This is a genomic window from Paraburkholderia sp. J7 (assembly GCF_905220155.1).
Classification (GTDB): Bacteria; Pseudomonadota; Gammaproteobacteria; order Burkholderiales; family Burkholderiaceae; genus Paraburkholderia.
In genome coordinates this window covers 1-21,183 of record NZ_CAJMYZ010000003.1, presented here as the reverse complement: position 1 = coordinate 21,183, position 21,183 = coordinate 1, and the positions used below count along the sequence as shown (strand labels likewise).

The 21,183-nt window shown below is 64.1% G+C and carries 18 protein-coding genes; 7 read left to right on the top strand and 11 right to left on the bottom strand.

The genetic code is table 11. The features are described 5' to 3' along the window. Nucleotides 1-78 precede the first annotated feature (78 nt). From U5A58_RS05580 to U5A58_RS05560, 5 genes are all read left to right on the top strand, one after another. Entirely contained in the window at nt 79-1,215 is a 1,137-nt protein-coding gene (locus tag U5A58_RS05580) for a sn-glycerol-3-phosphate ABC transporter ATP-binding protein UgpC (RefSeq protein ID WP_321960642.1), read from the top strand. A 112-nt stretch (nt 1,216-1,327) separates the two neighbouring features. Then, a complete protein-coding gene (locus tag U5A58_RS05575) occupies nt 1,328-2,593 on the top strand; it encodes an ABC transporter substrate-binding protein (protein WP_321915588.1) in 1,266 nt (421 codons plus the stop codon). Between the two features lie 60 nt (nt 2,594-2,653). Continuing rightward, entirely contained in the window at nt 2,654-3,559 is a 906-nt protein-coding gene (locus tag U5A58_RS05570; protein ID WP_321960641.1) for a sugar ABC transporter permease, read from the top strand. Nucleotides 3,560-3,579: 20 nt separating this feature from the next. Beyond that, complete coding sequence (locus tag U5A58_RS05565; protein ID WP_321960640.1) at nt 3,580-4,431, top strand: carbohydrate ABC transporter permease; 852 nt, start codon at nt 3,580-3,582, stop codon at nt 4,429-4,431. A gap of 77 nt (nt 4,432-4,508) precedes the next feature. After that, a complete protein-coding gene (locus U5A58_RS05560) occupies nt 4,509-6,473 on the top strand; it encodes a beta-galactosidase (RefSeq protein ID WP_321960639.1) in 1,965 nt (654 codons plus the stop codon). Between the two features lie 55 nt (nt 6,474-6,528). Here U5A58_RS05560 and U5A58_RS05555 read toward each other — a convergent pair whose 3' ends face one another. The 10 genes from U5A58_RS05555 to U5A58_RS05510 form a co-directional block, all read right to left on the bottom strand. Beyond that, a complete protein-coding gene (locus U5A58_RS05555; protein ID WP_415765349.1) occupies nt 6,529-7,626 on the bottom strand; it encodes a porin in 1,098 nt (365 codons plus the stop codon). A 169-nt stretch (nt 7,627-7,795) separates the two neighbouring features. Next, complete coding sequence (locus U5A58_RS05550) at nt 7,796-7,969, bottom strand: hypothetical protein (protein ID WP_321960638.1); 174 nt, start codon at nt 7,967-7,969, stop codon at nt 7,796-7,798. A gap of 145 nt (nt 7,970-8,114) precedes the next feature. Continuing rightward, nucleotides 8,115-9,674, bottom strand: coding sequence for an SH3 domain-containing protein (locus tag U5A58_RS05545; protein WP_321960637.1), 1,560 nt, complete (start codon nt 9,672-9,674; stop codon nt 8,115-8,117). 84 nt (nt 9,675-9,758) lie between these two features. Further along, on the bottom strand, nt 9,759-10,805 hold the full coding sequence (locus tag U5A58_RS05540) for an ABC transporter substrate-binding protein (protein ID WP_321915593.1): 1,047 nt from the start codon (nt 10,803-10,805) through the stop codon (nt 9,759-9,761). Between the two features lie 12 nt (nt 10,806-10,817). Continuing rightward, on the bottom strand, nt 10,818-11,954 hold the full coding sequence (locus tag U5A58_RS05535; protein WP_321960636.1) for an FAD-binding oxidoreductase: 1,137 nt from the start codon (nt 11,952-11,954) through the stop codon (nt 10,818-10,820). Next, nucleotides 11,947-13,377: an NAD(P)/FAD-dependent oxidoreductase gene (locus tag U5A58_RS05530; protein WP_321960945.1), complete on the bottom strand. Its 1,431-nt coding sequence runs from the start codon at nt 13,375-13,377 to the stop codon at nt 11,947-11,949. The genes U5A58_RS05535 and U5A58_RS05530 overlap by 8 nt, the downstream gene beginning before the upstream one ends. 2 nt (nt 13,378-13,379) lie before the next feature. Then, nucleotides 13,380-13,718 (bottom strand): (2Fe-2S)-binding protein, encoded by a 339-nt coding sequence (locus U5A58_RS05525; protein WP_321960635.1) that lies wholly within the window; start codon nt 13,716-13,718, stop codon nt 13,380-13,382. Between the two features lie 47 nt (nt 13,719-13,765). Beyond that, on the bottom strand, nt 13,766-14,560 hold the full coding sequence (locus tag U5A58_RS05520; protein ID WP_321915597.1) for an ABC transporter permease: 795 nt from the start codon (nt 14,558-14,560) through the stop codon (nt 13,766-13,768). Nucleotides 14,561-14,571: 11 nt separating this feature from the next. Beyond that, entirely contained in the window at nt 14,572-15,477 is a 906-nt protein-coding gene (locus U5A58_RS05515) for an ABC transporter permease (RefSeq protein WP_415774173.1), read from the bottom strand. Further along, nucleotides 15,461-16,561: an ABC transporter ATP-binding protein gene (locus U5A58_RS05510; protein ID WP_321937352.1), complete on the bottom strand. Its 1,101-nt coding sequence runs from the start codon at nt 16,559-16,561 to the stop codon at nt 15,461-15,463. Before U5A58_RS05510 ends, U5A58_RS05515 begins: the two co-directional genes overlap by 17 nt. Before the next feature lie 321 nt (nt 16,562-16,882). Here U5A58_RS05510 and U5A58_RS05505 point away from each other — a divergent pair, with 321 nt between their 5' ends. After that, nucleotides 16,883-17,746 carry an IclR family transcriptional regulator gene (locus U5A58_RS05505; protein WP_321960634.1) on the top strand — a complete coding sequence of 288 codons (864 nt, stop codon included), beginning with the start codon at nt 16,883-16,885 and terminating at the stop codon, nt 17,744-17,746. A gap of 509 nt (nt 17,747-18,255) precedes the next feature. After that, nucleotides 18,256-19,257 carry a GNAT family N-acetyltransferase gene (locus U5A58_RS05500; protein ID WP_321960633.1) on the top strand — a complete coding sequence of 334 codons (1,002 nt, stop codon included), beginning with the start codon at nt 18,256-18,258 and terminating at the stop codon, nt 19,255-19,257. A gap of 11 nt (nt 19,258-19,268) precedes the next feature. On the opposite strand, the gene U5A58_RS05495 is transcribed toward U5A58_RS05500, so the two are convergent. Continuing rightward, the gene (locus U5A58_RS05495; RefSeq protein ID WP_321960632.1) at nt 19,269-20,459 is read right to left on the bottom strand and encodes a glycosyltransferase family 4 protein; all 1,191 of its coding nucleotides are present in this window, start codon (nt 20,457-20,459) and stop codon (nt 19,269-19,271) included. Between the last annotated feature and the right edge of the window lie 724 nt (nt 20,460-21,183).

Sequence of the window (21,183 nt, the reverse complement as noted above, 5' to 3'; positions counted from 1 at the left end):
GGTTAAATGCCCGCTGTGCAAGGGCTGCGTGCTGTTTTCAGCAGAAAAATTTAAGCGCTTAAATTTCGAGGCGAGAACATGGCGACGATACAGCTCTCGGGCGTCGGCAAACGCTACGGCGATCATCCTCCGGTGGTCCGGCGCGTCGATCTCGACATCGGGCATCACGAGTTTTGTGTGTTCCTTGGGCCTTCCGGCTGCGGCAAGTCCACGCTGCTGCGCATGATCGCGGGCCTCGAGGAACTGAGCGAAGGCGAATTGCGCATCGGTTCGCGCGTGGTGACGGACGTGCCCGCCGCCGAGCGCGGCGTGGCGATGGTGTTCCAGAGCTACGCGCTCTTTCCGCACATGACGGTATTCGACAACATCGCGTTCGGGCTGAAGATCGCGAAAGTGCCGAAGGCCGAGATCGAGCGCCGCGTGCGCGACGCCGCGCGCAGCCTGCAACTGGAGGCGCTGCTCGACCGGCATCCCAAGGCGCTGTCCGGCGGGCAGCGGCAGCGTGTTGCGATTGGCCGCGCGATCGTGCGCGAGCCCGGCGTGTTCCTGTTCGACGAGCCGCTTTCCAACCTCGACGCCGCATTGCGCAGCCACACGCGTGTGGAGATCGCGCGCCTGCACCAGCGCTTCACCGATGCGAGCGTGGTGTATGTCACGCACGACCAGGTCGAGGCGATGACGCTTGCCGACCGCATCGTGCTGCTGCATGCGGGCGCCGACATGGAGCGCCACGGCAGCGTGGCGCAAAGCGGGGCGCCGCTCGATCTCTATCACCATCCGAAGTCGCGCTTCGTGGCCGGGTTCATCGGCTCGCCGCGCATGAACTTCATCGATGCGACCGTCGAAACGGTGGACGAGGAGGGCGTGCGCATCGCGCTCAAGGGCGGAGAGACATTGCTCGCCTGCGTGGACGGCCGCGCGTTGCAGCGCGGCCAGCCCGTCACGCTGGGCGTGCGTCCCGAACATCTGCGGCTGAGTGGCGACGATCAGTCGATTGCGTGCGCAACGGTCATGGCCGAACGCCTGGGCGAACATAGCTATCTGCACGCGGATCATGCGGCGGGCACGCTGGTCGCCAAGGCGCCGGGCGATTCGCCCATTGGCGTGGGCGAACGCATCCGCGTACACGTGCCGCCGCAAGCGTGCCATCTGTTCGACGCAGAAGGCGTTGCATTACCCCGGCTTGCGATAGCGCACGCGCCGGCGTTGGCCTGATTTCGTTATACCCCGCCGGTAGAGCGGGTTACCAGGTCTGGCGGCGCGAGTGCCGTCAGTCGACAAAGGCAGTCCAACAGCAAGTTGGATGGATCGACCCAGGAGACAACAGATGTTTTCTAATCGCTTGAAAACGTTCGGTTCGCTGGCCCGCGCCTCGGCGGCCGTTGCGATCGTTGCGGCGACCGCGTTCACGAGCATGGCCGCCAATGCCGGGACGCTGACCGTCAACGTCTCGGCGCGCGCGAACCAGCGCTCGACATGGCAAGATGCCTTCGACAAGTTCCAGAAGGCCAACCCCGACGTGACACTCAAGGTGTCCTATATAACGGAGGAGGCCTACAAGGTGCAGATGGGCGGCTGGCTCGCGACCGATCCGCCCGACGTGGTGTCGTGGCATGACGGCGAGCGCATGGCCTATTACGCCGAGCGCGGCCTGCTGGAAGACCTGTCGCCGGACTGGGCCAAGAACGGCTGGAACGAGCAGTACGCCTCGGTGAAGAGCGCGTCCACGTGGAACGGCAAGCAGTACGCCGCGCCGCTCGGCTATGACGCCTATGGCTTCTTCTACCGCAAGGACCTGTTCGCCAAGGCGGGTATCAAGTCGGAGCCCAAGACCTTCGATGAATTGCTGGAAAGCTGCAAGAAGCTCAACGCCATTGGCGTGCAGCCCATTGCCGTGGCCGCGCGCGATAGCTGGACGCTGGCGGCCTGGTTCGACTATCTGGACCTGCGCATCAACGGCAACGAGTTTCATCAGCAGTTGATGGCCGGTCAGATTCCCTATACCGACCCGCGCGTGAAGAAGGTGTACACCACGTGGAAGACGATGATGGACAACCATTGCTTCATGGAGAACGCGCTTTCATACGACGTGGATTCGATCGCGCCGGTGCTCGTGAACGGCAAGGCGGCAATGATGCTGATGGGCACGTTCTTCTCGGCCAGCTTCCCGGCGAACATGAAGCAGGACGTGGGCTTCTTCCGCTTCCCGATCATCGACGCCAATGTGCCGACGGCCGAAGACGGTCCCGTGAACGTGCTGCTGATTCCTGCGAAGGCTAAAAACAAGGCCGACGCGCGCCGGCTGTTGGCCTTCATGGAAACGCCCGCGATCAATGCCGAACTCGCGCACGGCTGGGGCCAGTTGCCTTCGAACAACAAGGCCGCGGAGCCTGACGATCCCATCTCCAAGGTGGGCTTCCAGACGCTCGCGAGCACGCGCGGCGGCATTGCGCAGTTCTACGACCGCGACATGCAAAAGGAAATGGCCGACGAAGGCATGAAGGCCATGCAACAGTTCTATAGCGACCCGTCGCAGCTCGACACGCTGCTTGCGCGCCTCGAAACGACGCGCCAGCGCATTTACCACAAGTAAAGCCGCGGTGCGGCCGGCCCCGCTGGCCGCACCTTCTGCAATCTCCGGCGAGACTTCACCATGTCCGATACCCTGGCGCGCCCCATTGGGGCGGCGCGGCCACGTCGCGTCTCTACTGTGCGGCGGCAACAGAATCGCGCCGCGCTGTTTTTCCTGCTGCCGGGCTGCGCGCTCTTTACGCTGTGCGTGATCTACCCGATTTTCAGCAGCATTACGCTGAGCTTCTATAACTGGGACGGCATGACCGCGAAGACGTTCGTCGGCCTTGCCAACTACGTCGAGCTGTTCCAGACCAACACGTTCTATACCGCGCTCAAGAATAACCTGCTGTGGCTCGTGCTGTTCCTGCTCGCGCCGCCGCTCGGTCTCGTGTTCGCGCTGTATCTGAACCAGCACGTGCGCGGCATACGCGCGGTGAAGTCGCTGTTCTTCGCGCCGTTCGTGCTCTCGGGCGTGGTGGTGGGCCTCGTGTTCTCGTGGTTCTACGACCCGACCTTCGGTCTCCTGAAGATGATCGTCGGGCACGGCATACCCGTGCTGGGCGATCCGAAGCTCGTGACGTTCGGCATCATCTTCGCCGCGCTGTGGCCGCAAACGCCGTTTTGCATGATTCTGTATCTCACGGGCCTCACGGGCATCAACCCGGAGATCGTGGAAGCCGCGCGCATGGAAGGCGCGAAAGGCTGGCGGCTCTTTTGGCACGTGGTGCTTCCGCAGTTGCGCCCGGCTACCTTCATGGCCATCGTGCTCACGGTGATCGGCGCGCTGCGCAGCTTCGACCTCATCGCGGTGATGAGCGGTGGCGGCCCGTTCGACAGCTCCACCGTGCTCGCGTACTTCATGTACGACCAGGCGATCAAGTATTACCGCGAAGGCTACTCGGCGTCGATTGCCGTCGTGCTGTTCGCCATCATGCTCGTTTATATCGTGTTCCATTTGCGCCGCATGCTGCGCGAAGAACGCTGATTTTCACGGAGTTGCCGCTTATGTATCCGCTTCCCGTCGATCGCTGGAAACCCGCGAATCGCGCGCTCTACAAGATCTCGCTGCCGATTGCGCTCGTGCTCTGGCTGTTGCCCATGCTCGCGGTGCTCGTCACGTCGATCCGCTCTACAGATGAATTGCAGCAGGGCGACTATTGGGGCTGGCCGAAGCACTTCGCCCTGCTGGAGAACTACGGCGCGGCGCTCACGCAAACGCCCATGCTCCATTACTTCGCGAACAGCGTGCTGATTACGGTGCCTTCGGTGATCGGCGCCATCGCGCTGGCCTCGATGGCGGGCTTTGCGCTCTCCACGTATCGGTTTCGCGGCAACACGGCGGTGTTGTTCGCCTTCGTCGCGGGTAATTTCGTGCCGATCCAGATCCTCATGATTCCGGTGCGCGACATGGCGCTGCGCGTGGGGCTTTACAACACCGTGTGGGCGCTCATCATTTTTCACGTGTCGTTCCAGACCGGATTTTGCACGCTGTTCCTGCGCAATTTCATCAAGCAGTTGCCGTTCGAGTTGATCGAGGCCGCGCGCGTGGAAGGCGCGAGCGAATGGGCGATCTACTGGCGCATCGTCATGCCGCTCGTGCGGCCCGCGCTCGCGGCGCTCGGCATTCTCGTGTTCACGTTCGTCTGGAACGACTACTTCTGGGCACTGTGTCTCACGCAAGGCGACGACGCCGCGCCGATCACAGTGGGCGTGGCCGCGCTCAAGGGGCAGTGGACCACGGCGTGGAATCTCGTGGCGGCGGGCTCGGTGCTGGCGGCGCTGCCTTCGGTGCTGATGTTCTTCGCCATGCAGAAACATTTTGTCGCGGGGCTTACCTTCGGTGCGAGCAAGGGCTGATCGAGCCCGGCCGCAGCCGAAGGCCCTTTTTCATCTAATTCGTTATCCAGACGTTATTCCGAGGCGGATTGTCACTCATGCAAATCGGTGTTTGCTACTACCCCGAACAATGGCCGCGCACGATGTGGGCCGACGACGCGCGCCGCATGGCCGAATTCGGCATCACGCACGTGCGCATTGGCGAATTCGCGTGGAGCCGCATGGAACCGCGCGCGGGCGTGTATGAATGGACCTGGCTCGACGACGCGATCGAAACGCTCGCGGCGCGCGGCCTGAAAATCGTGCTTGGCACGCCCACGGCATCGCCGCCGAAGTGGCTCGTCGATGCGACGCCCGAAATGCTTCCCGTGCGCGCGGACGGCACGCCATGGAACTACGGCTCGCGCCGCCACTACGACATTGCAAGCGAGGCGTATCGTGCGCATTGCGTGCGCATTACCGAGGCAATGGCGCAGCGCTACGGCGCGCATCCGGCGGTGGTCGCATGGCAGACCGACAACGAACTGGGCTGCCACGACACCGTGCCGAGCTGGTCGAACGCCGCGCAGCGCCGCTTCCAGACGTGGCTCGCAAAGCGCTACGGGACGATCGAATCGCTCAACGAAGCATGGGGTAACGTGTTCTGGAGCATGGAGTACCCGTCGTTCGAAGCGGTGGGGCTGCCGGTACGCACGCCGACCGACGCCAACCCGGCGCACCATCTGGATTTTCGCCGCTACATGTCCGACGAAGTCGCGAGCTTTCATCGCGAGCAGGCGGAGGTGCTGCGTCGCTACGCGCCGAACGCGGATGTGCTGCACAACTTCATGGGATTTTTCACGACCTTCGACCACTACCGGTTTGCTGCGGACAAGGCCATCGACGTGGCGACGTGGGACAGCTATCCGATCGCGCGCACCGAAGTGATCGGGTTGCCGGAAGCGGAGAAGGCGCGCTACGCGCGCACCGCGCACCCCGATGTCTCCTCGTTCGACCACGACCGTTACCGCACGATTGGCGGCGGACGCTTCTGGGTGATGGAGCAGCAGGCGGGGCCGGTGAACTGGGCGCCCTGGAATCCGGTGCCGGCGCCTGGCATGGTGCGCCTGTGGGCCTATGAAGCGTTCGCGCACGGCGCCGAACTTGTTTCGTATTTCCGCTGGCGGCAGTGCCCGTATGCGCAGGAGCAGATGCATTCGGGCCTCAATCTGCCGAATAACGAGCTGTCTCCGGGCGGCCGCGAGGTGGAGCAGGCCGCGCGCGAGATCGCGGCGAGCGATGCGTTGCGCACGCTTGCGCCGGCGGGGCGTGCACAGGTGGCGCTCGTGTTCGACTACGAAACCCAGTGGATGTTCGAGATCCAGCGCCACGGCGCGAGCTTCGACTATCAAACGCTCGCGTTCGAATACTACAGCGCGTTGCGCGAACTCGGCCTCGATGTCGAAATCGTCTCGCGGCATGCAGATCTCTCGACGTACCGGCTCGTGGTGGTGCCGTCGCTGGCGGTGATCGACGACAGCTTCGTCGATCAGATCGAGCGCAGCGACGGCCTCTGGGTGTTCGGACCGCGCAGCGGTTCGAAGACCGCGCACTTCGCCATTCCTGGCGAATTGCCGCCCGGCGCATTGCAGCGCGTGCTGCCCTTGCAGGTGCTCGAGGCCGAATCGCTGCGGCCAACGCTCGCGCCCGCGCTCACGGTAGGCGGCGTGCAAGGTACGGCCGTGCATTGGCGGGACCACGTGCGCGCGAACGCAGCTACGCGCATTCAGGCGCAATTCGAAGACGGCTGGCCCGCCTTGCTCTCACATGGGCGCGTGCGTTACGCCGCCGCGTGGTTCACGCGCGAACTGCATCTCGCCATGCTCGACGAAGCCGCGCGCGGCGCGGGCCTCGAAACGCAACGTTTGCCGCAAGGATTGCGCATAAGCCGACGCGGCGGACTGTGTTTCGCCTTCAACTTTGGCGAGCAACGGGTGCAGGCTCCGGCCCCCGAAGGGGCGGCGTTCGTGCTGGGCACGCGTGAGCTTGCGCGAGGCGACGTGTGCGCGTGGCGAGAAGGCTAGGCCACGCTAGCGTGTTCCGCGTCGCGCCACGCGCTTCGCGGAACACTGCCGCGTATCAGAACAGATGCCGTATGCCGATGCTTGCGCCCACCGTCGAGCCGGAAACTTCAAAGAGCGCGTTGTTGATCGACAGGCCCGTGTCCATGCGTCCGTGATTGTTCACGTAGCCAAACTGGCCGTAAAGCGTCGTGCGTTTGGAGAGAAAGAACTGCAGGCCGGTCGACGCGAGCAGCGAGTGATTGCTGCCGTCGTTGCCGTCGCGCGTGTACCAGACGCCTGCATCCACGTCGAGGTAGGGCGTGATCATGTAGCTGAACCCGCCGGAGTAGACGCTGTTGTCGAACGACTGCGCAACCTTGTAGAGCGCATACGAAGCGGAGATCGTGAACGAGTTCGGGAAGCGGTAGCTCGCGCCGATCGTGCGGCCCACGAACTCCACGGTGCTCGGCACCGGCGTGGAGGTCGCGCTGCCTCCGGCGTTGCCGCTATAGAGCGCGCCGGTGAGCGTGAAGCCCGCGATGTGGTAGCGCAGGCTCGCCGAATACTGGCGTCCCGCCTGGAAGTTGCCCGCTGCGCCGCCCATGGCGAACATGCCCATCGCCTGGATGCCGGCAATTTCCGGCGACGTATAGGTGATCGCGTTGCTGTTGAAGAGGCCGGTCACGTACACGTTGTTCACGTAGCTCACGAGACCGCTGCCGAAGTACGACATGCCGCGCGGGTCTGTCTGGTAAAGCGAGAGGAAGAACGGTGAGTACTGCAAACCAGCCTTGACCGTACCGTAGGGGCTTTCCATGCCGACCCACGCCTGACGCCCGAAGAAGTTGCCGTTGGAATTGCTGAACTGGCCGTTCGCGATGCTAATGCCGCTTTCGAGTGCGAACACCGCGCGCATGCCGCCGCCCAGGTCCTCGACGCCGCGCATGCCGAAGTTCGAGCCAGACATGCCGCTGTCCGTGAACGAGAACTGATGACCGGCGTTCTGGCCCGTCAGCATGTTCATCGTGTGGCTCGTGTAGAGAATCGACCCGTCGACGATGCCGTACAGCGTGACGGTGCTCTGCGCGCTCGCGACACCTGCCGCGCCCATCAAACCGGCCGCCGCGAGGCAGCGCACCAGTCGTTTCATGCCGAGGTTGTCGCGTTGTAACATTTCGTCATCCTTAGTGTTATTTATGGATTGAGGTCGATGCTGACACGGTGCTACGGGCGCTTCAGGTAATGCTCCAGGTAAAACCGCACAGAAAATTTCAGGCAACAGGAGGCCGGGGTTCCTGGCGGAACCGCTCGAAATCGGGAAACTGGGAGTACTGCTCGGGGTGCTATTCAGCGTACTGCGCAGCGCTCTGCGCGCAGTACAGCGCGAAGTGCGGCGTGAAGTACGGCGCTCTGGCGCGGCGGCCGGGGTCCTGTCGCTCGCGCTGGAGCATCGTGGGCGAGCGCGTGGTCATCGTGGGCTTGCTGCAAGGCATGAGCCGGATTGAATGCGCGTTCACCGATCGTTTCTCCCCAGACGAGAGGTGTGCAACGTGGACGGAATGCAAGGTTCGATGGGGGCTATTTTTGTACGACCGTGCGGAATCTGTCATCCTGGGAGAAACGATCACACTCTGCCCCAAAAACGACGCCCCTTTCCTTGCCTTACCCGGCCGAATTCTCCTCATCCTGAGGCGGCGTGGTTCCGGCAGGCACGCCCAGGATGCTGACCTGGAAAACCGGCGTGCCAGCAAGCGATTCGAGGCCCGGGTCTTCAGGGTAAGTCAGCAGCAGCGGGAGGATCACCGAGCCGCCGATCACGGCGCGGCGGCTGTTGTCGGCGGGGCGCAGGCCCCACACGTCCTGATAGACGAGCGGCACTGTCTTGCCGTCGCGCTCGGTGTTGCCGAGATAGAGCATGACGTGGCCGCCAATATAGATGATCGTGCGCATGGGCGCGCCGTGCTGCACGAGCCAGTCGAGGCGTTGCGCGGGCGTTGCGGCCGAAAGATCGGTCATCTCTCCGGCGTTCATCTGCGTGGACGAATGGCGCGGCAGCCACACGCCGAACGCCGCGAAAATGCTCTGCAGTTCGGCCGAGCAGTCGTTGTCGAAGTTCGTGTTGCCCCAGCCGTAGGGGCGGCCGATGAGCGCCTTCATCAACTGCGCGAGATGGCGTGGCGTGGCCGCGAGCGGTGCGGGCACGATGGCGTTGGAATCGAGCGCCGCCGTGCGGATCGCCGCGTGGCCGTTGATGTCGCGCGCCGGCACGAGCACTTCGCCCGGCGTCGCGCCGGAAGCGGGCCGCAGCGGCAGCAGCGTGCCCGCGGGCGCTTCGAAGCGGAACACGCCGCCGTCGTCGCGCAGCGCCGCGGAGGCCACCACCACGACGCCGAGCGAGCGGTGCGCCGCCGCGCGCCACGCCGAAACGAATGCGTTGTCTACGCTCGCCACGCCGTCGCTGCGCACCCAGCCTTGCACGTCCGGCGTCTGCACGTAGCGCCATGCGCCGTCGGCGCTCGTGCCAAGCACGTAGAGCGGCGTGCCCGGCCGCACGGCGCTCACCTGCAGGTTGTCGAACGGATAGCCTTCGCCCGCAATGCGATGCGAATAGAACGACGGGTCGATTGTGGGCAACTCACGTACATACAGCGCGGTCGTGGCGATGGCGCGGCGCGTGGCGTCGAAGCCGCTCGCCTGCTCGAACTGGTTGACGTTGGCGTTGCGCTCGATGGCGTCGATCCACGCCTTCGTGTGCGGCCGGAAATTCATACCGTAGCCAATGCGCCGGGCTTCCTTGTCCGTGTTGTCGAAGTAGGCGAGGCGGCGCGTTTGCAGGGCGGCGATGTCGCTGCCGCCGTCGCGGTACACGCGCTGCTCGACAAACGTGCGATTCCACGGCGAGGGGTCGTTCGGACCCGCACCGAAATAACGCGCGACGAGCGCTGCGAAATGCGTGCGCTGGACGTCTGCGGCAATGAAGGGCTTGTCGTAATCGGCGCTGGCCGGATCGATCCAGCGATCGACGTTCTGGTCGTAATGCTCGATCGGGAAGAGCGTGACCGTATCGGGCGGGAGCGCCTGTGCGGCCTGATTTTGCGGAGCCGGTCCGGTTGCGCACCCCGGCAGCAAGCACGCGGCGGCTATCGCCAGTGCGAGAATGCCCGCACGCGGAGTACGGGCGAAAGCGGAAAGGCGAAACGAAGCATCGAGGGTAGAGCGCATGGGCGAGCGGGCGGTTCGACAACCCGTGGATCATACAGGACGCGCCGCGCCCGCTGCCTCTGCTATCGCCCTCCAATCAAACGATCATTGCTCGATCTGGCGGTTCCAGCGCGAATCCCATTGCGCGCGGTGCTCGTTGATGACGTCCCAGTCCACCACCGTCACCTTCTTCACGAGCTGGTCGAGGTTGCCCAGGCTCTTTTGCATATCGGGCGGCATGGTCGCGTTCTGGTTGGTCGGAATCTGCTTGCCGGCGGCAGCGGCTTTGCTTTGCGCAGGCGCCGAAAGCAGGAACTGCGCGAGCTTTTGCGCGAGTTGCGGGTCCGGATTGTTCTTCACCACGCACAGGTCCACGAGCAGCAGCACCGCGCCTTCCTTCGGGTTGGCGTAGGCCACGGGCAGGCCCTTGTCCTTCAGGTCGCCCACAGCCGTGGGCGTGAGCGGGAAGATGCCGGCTTCGCCGGTCTGGATCATTTCCGAGAGCTTGGCCGAGTTCGGAATGTATTCGACGACGTTCGGGCCCACCGTGCTCCCCCATTTCGTGAAGCCCGGCTCGACGTTGGTTTCGCTGCCGCCCATCAGGCGGTTGATCGCAAGAAAGCCGTGGAGGCCAAAGGTGCTGCTCGACGCCGACTGGAACACCACCTTGCCCTTGTACTTGGGATTGGCGAAATCGAGCCACGAGGTGGGCGGCGCCCAGCCCTTATCCGCGAACAGCTTCGTGTTGTAGCCAATGCCCGTCATGCCAAGCTGCACGCCCGCGCCCACGTCGCCCTTCATGCGCGCGAACGGATACAGCTCCTTGAGCACGGGCGAGTCGTCGAGCTTCTCGCATACGCCCATGCTCACCGCGCGCGCCATCACGCCGTCGTCGAGAAAGGCGACATGCATCTGCGGGCTGTTGCGGTTGGCCAGAAGCTTCGCGAGCACGTCGGAAGAGGTGCCTGGCACGACCACCACCTTCACGTTGTTGGCCTTTTCGAAGTCGGGCAGGACCTGGCTCGTGTAGGCCTTCTCCATCGGGCCGCCGTTCATGCCGATGTAGATCGTCTTCGTTTGCGACCAGGCGCTGGCCGAGAAGCCAACGGCAAAGAGTGCGGCTAGCGAAACCAGTGTGCGTGTGAATTTCATCGTGGGGACTCCTTATTTGATTGGGAGAGCGGCATGAACGGAAGACTGCGTGAAGCGGCCGATAGCGAATGCTTCGATGGGGGTGCTCGTCGCGCCATCGGTCACGAGTTCGGCGAGGACTTCGCCTACGCCCGGCGCCAGCAAAAAGCCGCCGCCGGAAAAGCCGAACGCGTGCAGGAGGCGCGGCGTGGTGTTGCTGAAACCGATGATGGGGTTGCTGTCCGGCGTTTCGCCTTCCACGCCGCTCCACGTGCGGATGAGCAGGGCGTCGCGCAGGCCGGGCAGCAGCGCACAGGCGTCGCGCATGACGGCGCGCGTGGTGGCGGTGGAAGGCTGCGCGTATTCGCCGTCGCCGTGCCCGCGCCCGCCGCCTATCACGCAGTTGCCGCGCTCGACCTGCCGGGCGTAGACGCCGCCGCCATACACGCCGAGGTTGTGCTCGATGAAGCGCGGCAGCGGCTCGGTCACCCACATGTTCGGGTAGATCGGCTTCATCGGCACGGTTTCGCCGAATGCGCCCGCCACCGTATTGGCCCACGCGCCGGACGAGTTGATGAGCCAGTCGGCGCTAATGCGCGCGTCGCCCGCGCGCATCTGGAAGCGCCGGCCGTCGAAGCTCAGGTCGCTGATTGCGGTTTGCTCCTGCACGTGCGCGCCAGCGCGCCGCGCTGCCGCCGCAAAGCCGGGCGAGACGAGACGCGGATTCGCATGGCCGTCGCTCGCGCAGAGCGCGCCGCCGATGGCGGCCTTGCCGAGCCACGGGTAGCGGCGGCGAAACGCGTCGCCGCTCATGACCTGCGACTCCACGCCGAACTCGCGCGCCATGACAGACCACGCGTGCAGCGCCTCGAGGTCGCTGTCACGGCGCGCGAGGCGCAAGTGCCCCGAAACGACGAATTCGCCGTCGATGCCAATCAGTTCGGGCAAGCGGCTCCACACGCGCCGGGCGCGCACCGCGAGCGGCAGTTGCTCGGCGCTGCGGCCGTGCGTGCGCACGCCGCCGTAGTTCACGCCGCTTGCCTGCGCGCCGCAAAAGCGCCGCTCGAACAAGCCGACGCTCACGCCCTTGCGCGCGAGCGCGAGCGCTGCCGATGCGCCGACGAGCCCGCCGCCCGCAATCACAACCTGGAAGTGGCGCGTGTCACTCATCGTGGGCTTCCTCTTCGATGACCTGCACGCCGTCGTCGAACAGCATCGGTGAAATGGGAATCGGCTTGATGGGCGCCTGGCTGCGCAAACGGCCCACTTCGTGCAGCGGCTTGCCGGTTTCGGCGCTCAGGAGCGCCATGGCGGATTCGCCGCACATGCGCCCCTGGCAGCGTCCCATGCCGATGCGCGTGAGGGCCTTCAGGCGATTGACTTCTGTGGCGAGACCGTTGCGGATGCAACTACGCAGCGTGCCCGCATCGACTTCCTCGCAGCGGCAGACGGTCAGGTCGTCGGGCCAGCTGGCGGCGCAATTGGCCGGAGGCGCGAACGCCTGCTCGATGCCCACACGAAAGCGCGTAGTGCGCTCAAGCCGCTTTTCGAGCGTTGCGGCATCGGGCAAATGTGCGTCATGCTGCGGCGCTTCGATGCCTATGTCTTCGAGCACCGCGAGTGCCGTGCGGCGGCCCGCAAGTTCGGCGGCATCCGCGCCTGCGATACCCGCGCCATCACCAGCGAGATAAACGCCCGGCACGGAGCTGCGGCCTGCCGCATCGCGTTCGGGCAGCCAGCAGCGGTTGAGGGTGTCGAAGGCGAAGCGGCAGCCCGCGAGATCGGCGAGCTGCGTTTCGGGCCGCAAGCCATAGCCGAGGCCGACCGCGTCGCAAGCCATGGCGTGCTCTTTTCCGTCGGCCGCGTGCCAGCGGATGGATTGCACCGCTTCGTCGCCTTCGACGGCCGTGAGCGAAACGCCGTGCTCCATGCGCACGCCATGCGCCTTGAGCCACGCGACGTAATAAACACCCTTGGCGAAGGTGCCCGGCTGGGTGAGGAGCTTGGGCGTTGCGGCGGCCTGGCGCGCGAACGGACTCGTGTCGAGCACGGCGGCCACTTGCGCGCCCGCTTTGGCGTATTGGTAGGCAACCAGATAAAGCAGCGGCCCGGTGCCGGCGAATACGGTGCGCTGGCCAATGGCGCAACCCTGCGCCTTCAACGCGACCTGCGCGCCGCCGAGCGTATAAACGCCTGGCAGCGTCCAGCCGGGCAGCGGCACGATGCGGTCGGTCGCGCCACTCGCGATGATCATGTGCGACCAGGGCACACTGGCCTCGCGACCCTCGCGCAAGGTATCGAGCCGCCCCGGCTCGCACGACCAGGCGAGCGTGTCGGGCCGATATGCGATCTTCGGGAGGAGGTCGGCCATGGCGCGATGAACGGCATCGGCCTTCTTCGCCTCGAAGCCGTAGAGCGCGGCCTTCGTGCGCGAGAAGCCCGCATCGGCAGCGGGCTGGCGATAGATCTGGCCGCCCCAGCGCGCGTTCTCGTCGATCACGGTGGGGCGCAGTCCGGCGGCCACGAGCGTTTGCGCGGCGCGAATGCCGGCAGGTCCCGCACCGACGATAACGATGCGGGGAGGCTTGCGCATACTCATTGTGCACCTCCTTTGCACACTTCGGCATCCGAACCGATTCGCGTCACCACGCGCATGCCTTCGCGCAGCGGCGTGGAGCAGGCGCGCAGGCGCGTGCCGTCCTCGCTGCGTACCCAGCAATCCTGGCAAGCGCCGATCAGGCAGAAACCCGCGCGCGGTTCTGCGCTGAACTCGCTGCGGCGCACGTGGCGCTGGTGCGTGAGGATCGCGGTGAGCAGCGTATCGCCCGCGAGCGCCTTGACTTCGACGCCGTCTAGAACGAAGGAAACGCTCGCGCGCGCGGTATCGGCAACGCGGACGAACTGGGCAGGGGAAAGCGGCGTGACGGTGCTCATGAAAGATCAGTGGCGCGGCAGCAGGAATCGGAAGAAGCGGGCGGCGTTCAGTGCTGCCCGATCAGAATGCGGTTGAGCCCGTACACACGGTCGAGCAGGAACATCGCGCCGGCCGTGATGAAAATGACGAGCGCGGAAACGGAGGCCATCATCGGGTCGATCGACTCGGTCGCGTACATGTACATGCGCACGGGCAGCGTGACGGTTTGTGGCGAGGTCACGAAAATCGACATCGTCAGTTCATCGAAGCTGTTGATGAACGCGAGCAGCCAGCCGCCGGTGATGCCGGGCACGATCATCGGCAGCGTGACGCGGCGGAAGGTAGTCCACGCGTTCGCGCCGAGCGAGGCGGCCGCATGCTCGATGCTGCGGTCGAGGCCGCTCACCGAGGCGAGCACGAGCCGCATGACGAACGGCGTGATGATGATCATGTGCGCGAGGATCAGCCACGCGAACGAGCCGGTTGCGCCGATCAGCGCGAAGAAGCGCAGCAGTGCGATGCCCAGCACGAGCCCCGGAATCACGAGCGGCGACAGCAGCAGCGCGTTGAGAAAGCCGCGGCCCGGAAAGCGCGCGCGGCCAATCGCGAGGCCCGCGGGCAGCGCGACGATGAGCGAGAGCGTGGCAGAGGCAAACGCGAGCTTGAGGCTGTTGAAGAACGCCGTGATGAAATCCGGGTAGTCGAGAATCGCGCGGAACCAGCGCAGCGAGAAACCGTGCGTGGGGAGCGTCAAGGTTTCGTCGGGCGTGAAGGCCACGAGAATGACGATGACGAGCGGCGCCAGCACGAACAGAATGACGAAGCTATGGAACGTGAGGGCGAGCGGTCCGTTTTTGCGCATGATGTTTTTCCTTAGCCCATGCTGCGCGCGTAGCGCCGTTCGAGCACGCGGTAGTAAGTGAGCATCACCACGAGATTGGCGACGAGCAGCAGCACGGCAATGGTCGCGCCGAGCGGCCAGTTCATCGAGCTGAGGAACTGGTCGTACACGGCGGTGGCCGCCACTTTCAGACGCCGGCCGCCCAGCAGGCCCGGAATTGCAAAGGCGCTGGCCGAGAGGCCGAACACCATGAGGCTGCCCGAGAGAATGCCGGGCATGAGTTGCGGCAGCACGATGCGGCGCATGGTGGTGAAGGGCGAGGCCATCAGCGAGAGCGCCGCGTTCTCGGTTTGCGGGTCGAGCCTTTGGAGCGCGGTCCACACCGGGATCACCATGAACGGCAGCATCACGTGCACGAGTGCGATGACGATGGCGAACGTCGTGTATTCGAGCTTGAAGGGCCCCGCGCCGAACAAGCCGAAGAACTGGTTCACGAGGCCGTTCATGTTGAGCAGCATGCTCCAGCCGAACGCGCGCACCACCACGGAAACCAGCAGCGGGGCGAGGATCACGAGCAGGAACAGCGAGCGCCACGGGTCGCGCATGCGCGAGAGGATGTACGCCTCGGGCGTGCCGATCACGACGCACAGCAGCGTGGTGAGCGCCGCAATGCCAAACGTGCGCAGGAAGATGGTGTGAAAGTACGACGAGCCCAGCACCTCTACGTAGTTCTGCAGATCGAATGCGGCGATCGGGCCGCTCATCGGATCGAAGCGGTAGAACGTGAGCGCGAAGGTCATCGCGAGCGGCACGAGCACGAGCGCGGCGAACAGCAGCATCGCGGGTGCGCTCATGAGCCAGAGCGGCAGGTAGGCCTGCCAGCCCGCGCGCGCAGTGGCGCGCGGCGCGCGTTGTGAAGCGTCAAGCGTGCTGGACACGAGCGCTCTCCTTGTGAATGAAGCGGACCGCGTCGCTATGCCAGTCAATGCCCACCTGCTCGCCTTCGGCCAGCGGCTCCTTGCCCTCGTTCTGGCAGCACACCAGCATCTCTCCTGCACGGCTGTCGAGGCGGTAGAGCCACTGGCTGCCGAGGAAGAAGCGGCTCGTCACACGTCCTGCAAGACGGCCCGAGCCGCTTGCGCACAGCTTGAGCTTTTCGGGGCGGATGCACAGCGTGATCGCGTCGCCCACCCCTACCGCGCGGCCGCGCTCGGGCAGTTGCGCAGTCGACCCCGTTTCCGCGAGTTCGTGGCCGAGGTCCACGCGGATCGTGTCGCCCTCGCGCGCGACGATGCGGCCCGCGAGCATGTTGGCCTTGCCGATGAACTGCGAGACGAAATCATTCTCGGGCCGCTCATACGCGCGATAAGGCGTGTCGACCTGGGTGATGCGGCCGCTTTCCATCACGACCACGCGGTCGCTGATGGAGAGCGCCTCCGATTGATCGTGCGTGACCATCAGCGTGGTCGTGCCGATCTTGCGTTGAATGGCACGCAGTTCGAACTGCATGTCTTCGCGCAGCTTGGCGTCGAGATTGGACATCGGTTCGTCGAGCAGCAGCACGGGTGGCGCGATCACAATGGCGCGCGCGATCGCCACGCGCTGGCGCTGGCCGCCCGAAAGCTCGCGCGGAAAGCGATGCGCGTAAGCGTCGAGGCGCACGAGCGCAAGCGCCTCGCGAATGCGATCCTTGCGCTCGGCTTTGTCCACGCCACGCATTTCGAGGCCGAAGCTCACGTTCTGCTCCACGCTCATGTGCGGAAAGAGCGCGTAGCTCTGGAACACGATGCCGAGGCCGCGCTTGTTCGGCGGCATATGCGTGATGTCGCGCCCGTCGAGCGTGATGCGTCCGCGCGTGGTCTCCACGAAGCCGGCAATCATCTGCAGCGTCGTGGTTTTGCCGCAGCCCGAGGGGCCGAGCAGCGAGACAAACTCGCCTTTTTCCACCGACAAATTGACGCCGGTGACCGCCTGCAGGTCGCCGAACGATTTCGACACATCGGTCAGGGTGAGGAACGACATGGTGTGGCCTTCCAGTGCATGGGTTGCGCCGGCACGCGCTGAGTGAACTGCGGTGCCTGACGTTGAGCCGACTGTAGCTAGCCAAATTTTGGGTCGTCAATTTAAAATTCCATCGGGCGATAGAAATCTGTCTTATATTCCGTTCTACGGAATGTGATCGCTTGCTAATCTACAGGTGATTTCATTTGATGAACTTCGGGAAATCCCTGAACCGCCCGCCACAGGCGAAGCGCTGTACGGCGGCCCAACGGTTCGAGCGGCATGCGCATTCGTACGAGCATTCCGCGGATATTCCGCTGAATGAAATAAATCGAGGTCGATATGACGGCAGTGGAAGAGAAAAGTGGAACGCCAGCCGACGACGCGCGCGGCGCGGGCGTGTTGCAGCGCGCATTCGCGGTGATCCGCGCCTTGGGCGTGAGCCAGGCGGAAGGCAGCCGTGTCACTGCGCTCGCCAAGGCTGTGGGGCTGACACAGGCCACCGTGCACCGGCTGTTGCAGGGGCTGATCGCCGAAGGGGTGGTCGAGCAGGACGAGAGCACCAAACGCTATCGGCTGAGCGTGGACTTCTTTGCGCTCGCGGCGCAGGCGGGCAATCCGAGCGGCATGCGCACGCTATGCCGGCCCGCGTTGCTGCGTCTGTGCGCAAGCCTTGGCGACACCATTTTTCTGCTCGTGAAGAGCAGCTTCGACGCGGTTTGCCTCGACATGTGCGAAGGGCCGTTTCCGATCCGCTCGTTCACGGGTGATATCGGCGGGCGCGTGGCGCTCGGCGTGGGCCAGGGCAGTCTTGCGATTCTTGCGTTCCAGCCCGAAGCCGAACGCGAGGAAATCATTCGCTTCAACGTGCCGCGCCTGCGCAGCTACGGCGTGCTCGACGAGGTGTATTTGCGCACGGAGATCGAGCGTGTGCGCAAGCTCGGCTACGCGGGGCGCAATACCGGCGTGCTGGAGGGCATGGCGGGCGTGGCTGTGCCGATTCTGGACCAGAACGGTTGCGCCGTGGGCGCGCTGAGCGTGGGCACGCTGGCTGCGCGCCTCACTGAAGACCGGTTGCCCACGATCGTCGAACTGCTCAAACGGCAGGCCGAGATCATCGGGCCGCAAACGAACCCGTTCGACGTGGCGGTACGCCGTCCCATGCACGGGCTCACGCGAGCCATGACGACGCAGCCGCTCGCTTGAAAGGCGCCGGTCTGGAATACATCAGATCAAATGGAATCCTAACTAAAGTGCCGGGTCGCAGATCGTTATCGTTAGACATTCTGCGCGTATATGGGCGCAAAAAGTCTGCAGATTGACATGATGCTGCAATGCGAAATCGAGCATTATGATCGGAAGAAAATCTTCCAGGGGGATAACCCAACCGCATACGTCTTGGTTTTGGCGTAAACGGGCAGGGTGCTGTTCGTAGACTGGAGGCGATGTACGAATGGCAGTTCGCCGCCATGGAGTGTAGCGCTCCCTGGCAGCGCGAGCAGGTGAACCCGGAAACAAAAATAGAAGCGCTCGAAGTGCTGTCTTGCGCATAGTCTCGCAAGACCCGGGAGAAGAAACGCTTGCCGCGGAACTGTCACATTGCGTACACGCCGTTGCCATGCCGACTAGAGACGGTTGAGGAGCGTGGGCGCCGGGGGGGAGATAAAGCGCGTGTGTCACCCGCGGCGCTTGCAGACAGAATATATCGGTGATTGATGACGACCATAAACGACCGGACGTTGCCCGTTCTCGAGGCACCGGCTGAGACAGTTGTGCCGGTGCCGGTACGCGCGGCGCCTTCGATCTTTCACGAGCGCTGGTGGCTCGATATCGCCACGCAAGGCAGCTGGAAGCTTGCGGTGGTGAAGCAGAACGACGAGGTCGTCGGCGAGATGCCGTACGCGATGCAGCGCACGCGACTATGGCGTGTCTCGCATCTGCCGCCGCTCACGCGCACGCTCGGTCCGGTAATCAAGTCCGTGACCGGCAGCGAGGCTCGCCAGTTGCATCATGAGCTCGACGTCACCGGAAAGCTGATCGAGCAGTTGCCCGACTGCGACAGCTTTTTCCAGGTGCTCGACCCGCGCATTGACGACGCACTTGCGTTCGCGCTGCATGGTTTCACGGTGTCGGCGCGCTACACGTTCCGCATCGACCGCAATACCACGGCAGACGAAGCGTGGAAGCGTTTGAACAGCAAGACGCGCAATGTGATCCGCAGCGCCTCGCGTGAGCTGACCGTCGTGCCGGACCTCACGCCCGGCGAGTTCATTGCGTTCTACGAAGCGAATCTCGCGGCGCGCTCGCGTACCAACGCGTACGGGGACGCGGTCATGCGCGAGCTCGTCAGCGCGTTCGTCGAACGCAAGGCCGGGATGCTGCTCGGCGCCTATGGGCCGTGCGGGAAGCTCGTGGCGGCGGTCGGCCTCGTTTGGGACCATCAGACGATGTATTACCTGCTCTCGTCGCGCGCGCAGGACGCGCACAGCGGATCGATCAGCCTGCTGCTGTGGAGCGGCATTGGCCGCGCGCTCGAGCGCAAGCTCACGTTCGACTTCGACGGTTTTTCGAGCCCGTCGACATTCAGCTTCCTCAATGGATTTGGTGCGACGCTCACGCAGCGGCTAGGCGTCGAGCGCCACGGCACGGTTTATTTGCTGATGCGTACGCTCAAGCGGAAGTTCGCGCCAGGCCGGGTTTTCGCACCCAATCTCTGAGCGGCGGCGCGCTAAACGAGTTCGTGCTGCGCGGGGTCGCTTGCACGGCGGGTCGTGACCTCGGCAAGCTCCAGCGCGTTCGATGCGAAGAGCAACGGTGTCCAGCGCCGGATCGTACTTTGCGCGCCGGCGGCAAAGCGCTCGCGCAGCGCGGGCTCGCCGCCCAGTTCGCCGATACGTTGCGCGAGTGTCGAGACATCGCGCGGTTCGACCACGAAGCCGTTCACGCCGTCTATCACCACTTCGCCAGCCACGCCGCAGGTGCGCGTGACGATGGCAGGACACCCGGCCGCGAACGCTTCGTTCACGCACAACCCCCATTGATCGAATTCGCTCGCTAGTACGACGAATTCCGCGAGGGCATAAAGATTCGGCATTTCCTGATTAGCGAGTGAGTTCAGTATCGTCACATGCGGCGTGAGGCCGAGCGACGCGATGCGCGCACGCAGTTGCGCTTCGAGCGGACCCTGACCCACCAGAACGAGGCCGATATTCTCGTTGTATACGCCGGATTTGCGGTAGGCATCGATCAGCACGTCGACATTCTTGCGGGCCACGAAGCGGCTCACGCACAGCACGTAGCGCTGCGGCAGTCCGAAACGGGAGCGCACGGCTGCCGGGTTGTCGCTCGCGGCCTGCGCGAGATCCGAAAAATAATCGACATCGATCACGTCGAAGCCAATGCGCGAGCGTTCCTTCGGGATGCCAAGCGATTGTGCGTAGCGGCGATGCTTCTCGCCCGCGACGAGTGCGCCGTCGAAGCGGCTCACAATAAAACGCTTGAGCCGCTCCTTGGTGCGCTGACGCAGTCCGTCGTCGGCCTTCGAGTCAGACATGTAGATGAGCTTGAAGCGCCGCGTGAGATGCCTGAGAAAACAGAGCACCGCCGAATAGCCGGTGTTGTAGCCGAGCGTGATGACCACGTCGGGCATGAAATTGCGTACCTTCGCAATGAGACGCGCGGTGTCGCGCGCGCCGAGGCCGTCGCTGTCTGCGCCGTCTTTCACCAATGTTTCCGCCATTCGCGGGCGGTTCGCAAAGAACGCGGCACGCCGTTCCTGCGGGAAGCCGTAGACGCCGGAGCGCGCAAAGACCTCGAGAAGCGCCACCTGGTGGCCGCGACCGGAGGCTGCGCTAACGAGCGCCTCGTAGCGAGGGACGTGGTAGTCGCCCAGGTTGCCGATGACGAAGAGAATGCGCATGGACAATGACGGCTCACGGTGGCGCTTGGTTGAGCAGGCAACGCACCGCGACGGTGCCCGGCCAGCATGACATCCCGGGCAGTCGTCCCGACCTGCCGGGCAGCGTTCCCTGCGCCACGCCGCTCGCACATTCGCGGCGGGGACCCGCAGTCACGCCGTTTGATTCATCGTAACCCGATTGTGAGTCGTTTTTACGCAATGTCGGCGATCAGCGAAAACTTGTCCGATATGGCGGAGGCGATGCAAAGCGAATGAAAACCCACCGGACAATTCTTCCAGGGCATGTGAAAGGCGCGCAACCAGAGTGGCACGCAGCTTGCGTCAATCAGATCGTATAAGCCCCGTCTCACGAGCGCAGCACGGATCGTGCCTGGGCCGCACGCGAGGCATGTCAACGGCGGTCGTCACAGTTTCCGTCGATTGCGGCAGCAGGATGAAAACTGTCACATCGATTCGTCACAATGGCGGTTTCGCATGTTTCAATACATCAGAAGAAGGGAAAGCGCTTAAGGTCACCATCAGATTTTCGGCTTAGTATCGTACAGTTGATCTGTGGCATTTATGCCTTCAATTCGATAACAAACATGTGAGCCGGAATGCAAATCGAATGCTTTGCGTAATGCGTTTCGAGGAAATTGTGCGGTGTTCAACACCGGCCAGGCAGGCCGCGAGGCGCACGAGATTGCAAACCGGGTTTCACCACACTGCGCGGACAATCGAGGAA

What these genes read in the sequence shown, in the direction of transcription:
- U5A58_RS05580 (WP_321960642.1), top strand. Translation starts at nt 79, where the DNA reads ATGGCGACGATACAGCTCTCGGGCGTCGGCAAACGCTACGGCGATCAT.
- U5A58_RS05575 (WP_321915588.1), top strand. Translation starts at nt 1,328, where the DNA reads ATGTTTTCTAATCGCTTGAAAACGTTCGGTTCGCTGGCCCGCGCCTCG.
- U5A58_RS05570 (WP_321960641.1), top strand. Translation starts at nt 2,654, where the DNA reads ATGTCCGATACCCTGGCGCGCCCCATTGGGGCGGCGCGGCCACGTCGC.
- U5A58_RS05565 (WP_321960640.1), top strand. Translation starts at nt 3,580, where the DNA reads ATGTATCCGCTTCCCGTCGATCGCTGGAAACCCGCGAATCGCGCGCTC.
- U5A58_RS05560 (WP_321960639.1), top strand. Translation starts at nt 4,509, where the DNA reads ATGCAAATCGGTGTTTGCTACTACCCCGAACAATGGCCGCGCACGATG.
- U5A58_RS05555 (WP_415765349.1), bottom strand. Translation starts at nt 7,626, where the DNA reads ATGTTACAACGCGACAACCTCGGCATGAAACGACTGGTGCGCTGCCTC.
- U5A58_RS05545 (WP_321960637.1), bottom strand. Translation starts at nt 9,674, where the DNA reads ATGCGCTCTACCCTCGATGCTTCGTTTCGCCTTTCCGCTTTCGCCCGT.
- U5A58_RS05540 (WP_321915593.1), bottom strand. Translation starts at nt 10,805, where the DNA reads ATGAAATTCACACGCACACTGGTTTCGCTAGCCGCACTCTTTGCCGTT.
- U5A58_RS05535 (WP_321960636.1), bottom strand. Translation starts at nt 11,954, where the DNA reads ATGAGTGACACGCGCCACTTCCAGGTTGTGATTGCGGGCGGCGGGCTC.
- U5A58_RS05530 (WP_321960945.1), bottom strand. Translation starts at nt 13,377, where the DNA reads ATGCGCAAGCCTCCCCGCATCGTTATCGTCGGTGCGGGACCTGCCGGC.
- U5A58_RS05525 (WP_321960635.1), bottom strand. Translation starts at nt 13,718, where the DNA reads ATGAGCACCGTCACGCCGCTTTCCCCTGCCCAGTTCGTCCGCGTTGCC.
- U5A58_RS05520 (WP_321915597.1), bottom strand. Translation starts at nt 14,560, where the DNA reads ATGCGCAAAAACGGACCGCTCGCCCTCACGTTCCATAGCTTCGTCATT.
- U5A58_RS05510 (WP_321937352.1), bottom strand. Translation starts at nt 16,561, where the DNA reads ATGTCGTTCCTCACCCTGACCGATGTGTCGAAATCGTTCGGCGACCTG.
- U5A58_RS05505 (WP_321960634.1), top strand. Translation starts at nt 16,883, where the DNA reads ATGACGGCAGTGGAAGAGAAAAGTGGAACGCCAGCCGACGACGCGCGC.
- U5A58_RS05500 (WP_321960633.1), top strand. Translation starts at nt 18,256, where the DNA reads ATGACGACCATAAACGACCGGACGTTGCCCGTTCTCGAGGCACCGGCT.
- U5A58_RS05495 (WP_321960632.1), bottom strand. Translation starts at nt 20,459, where the DNA reads ATGCGCATTCTCTTCGTCATCGGCAACCTGGGCGACTACCACGTCCCT.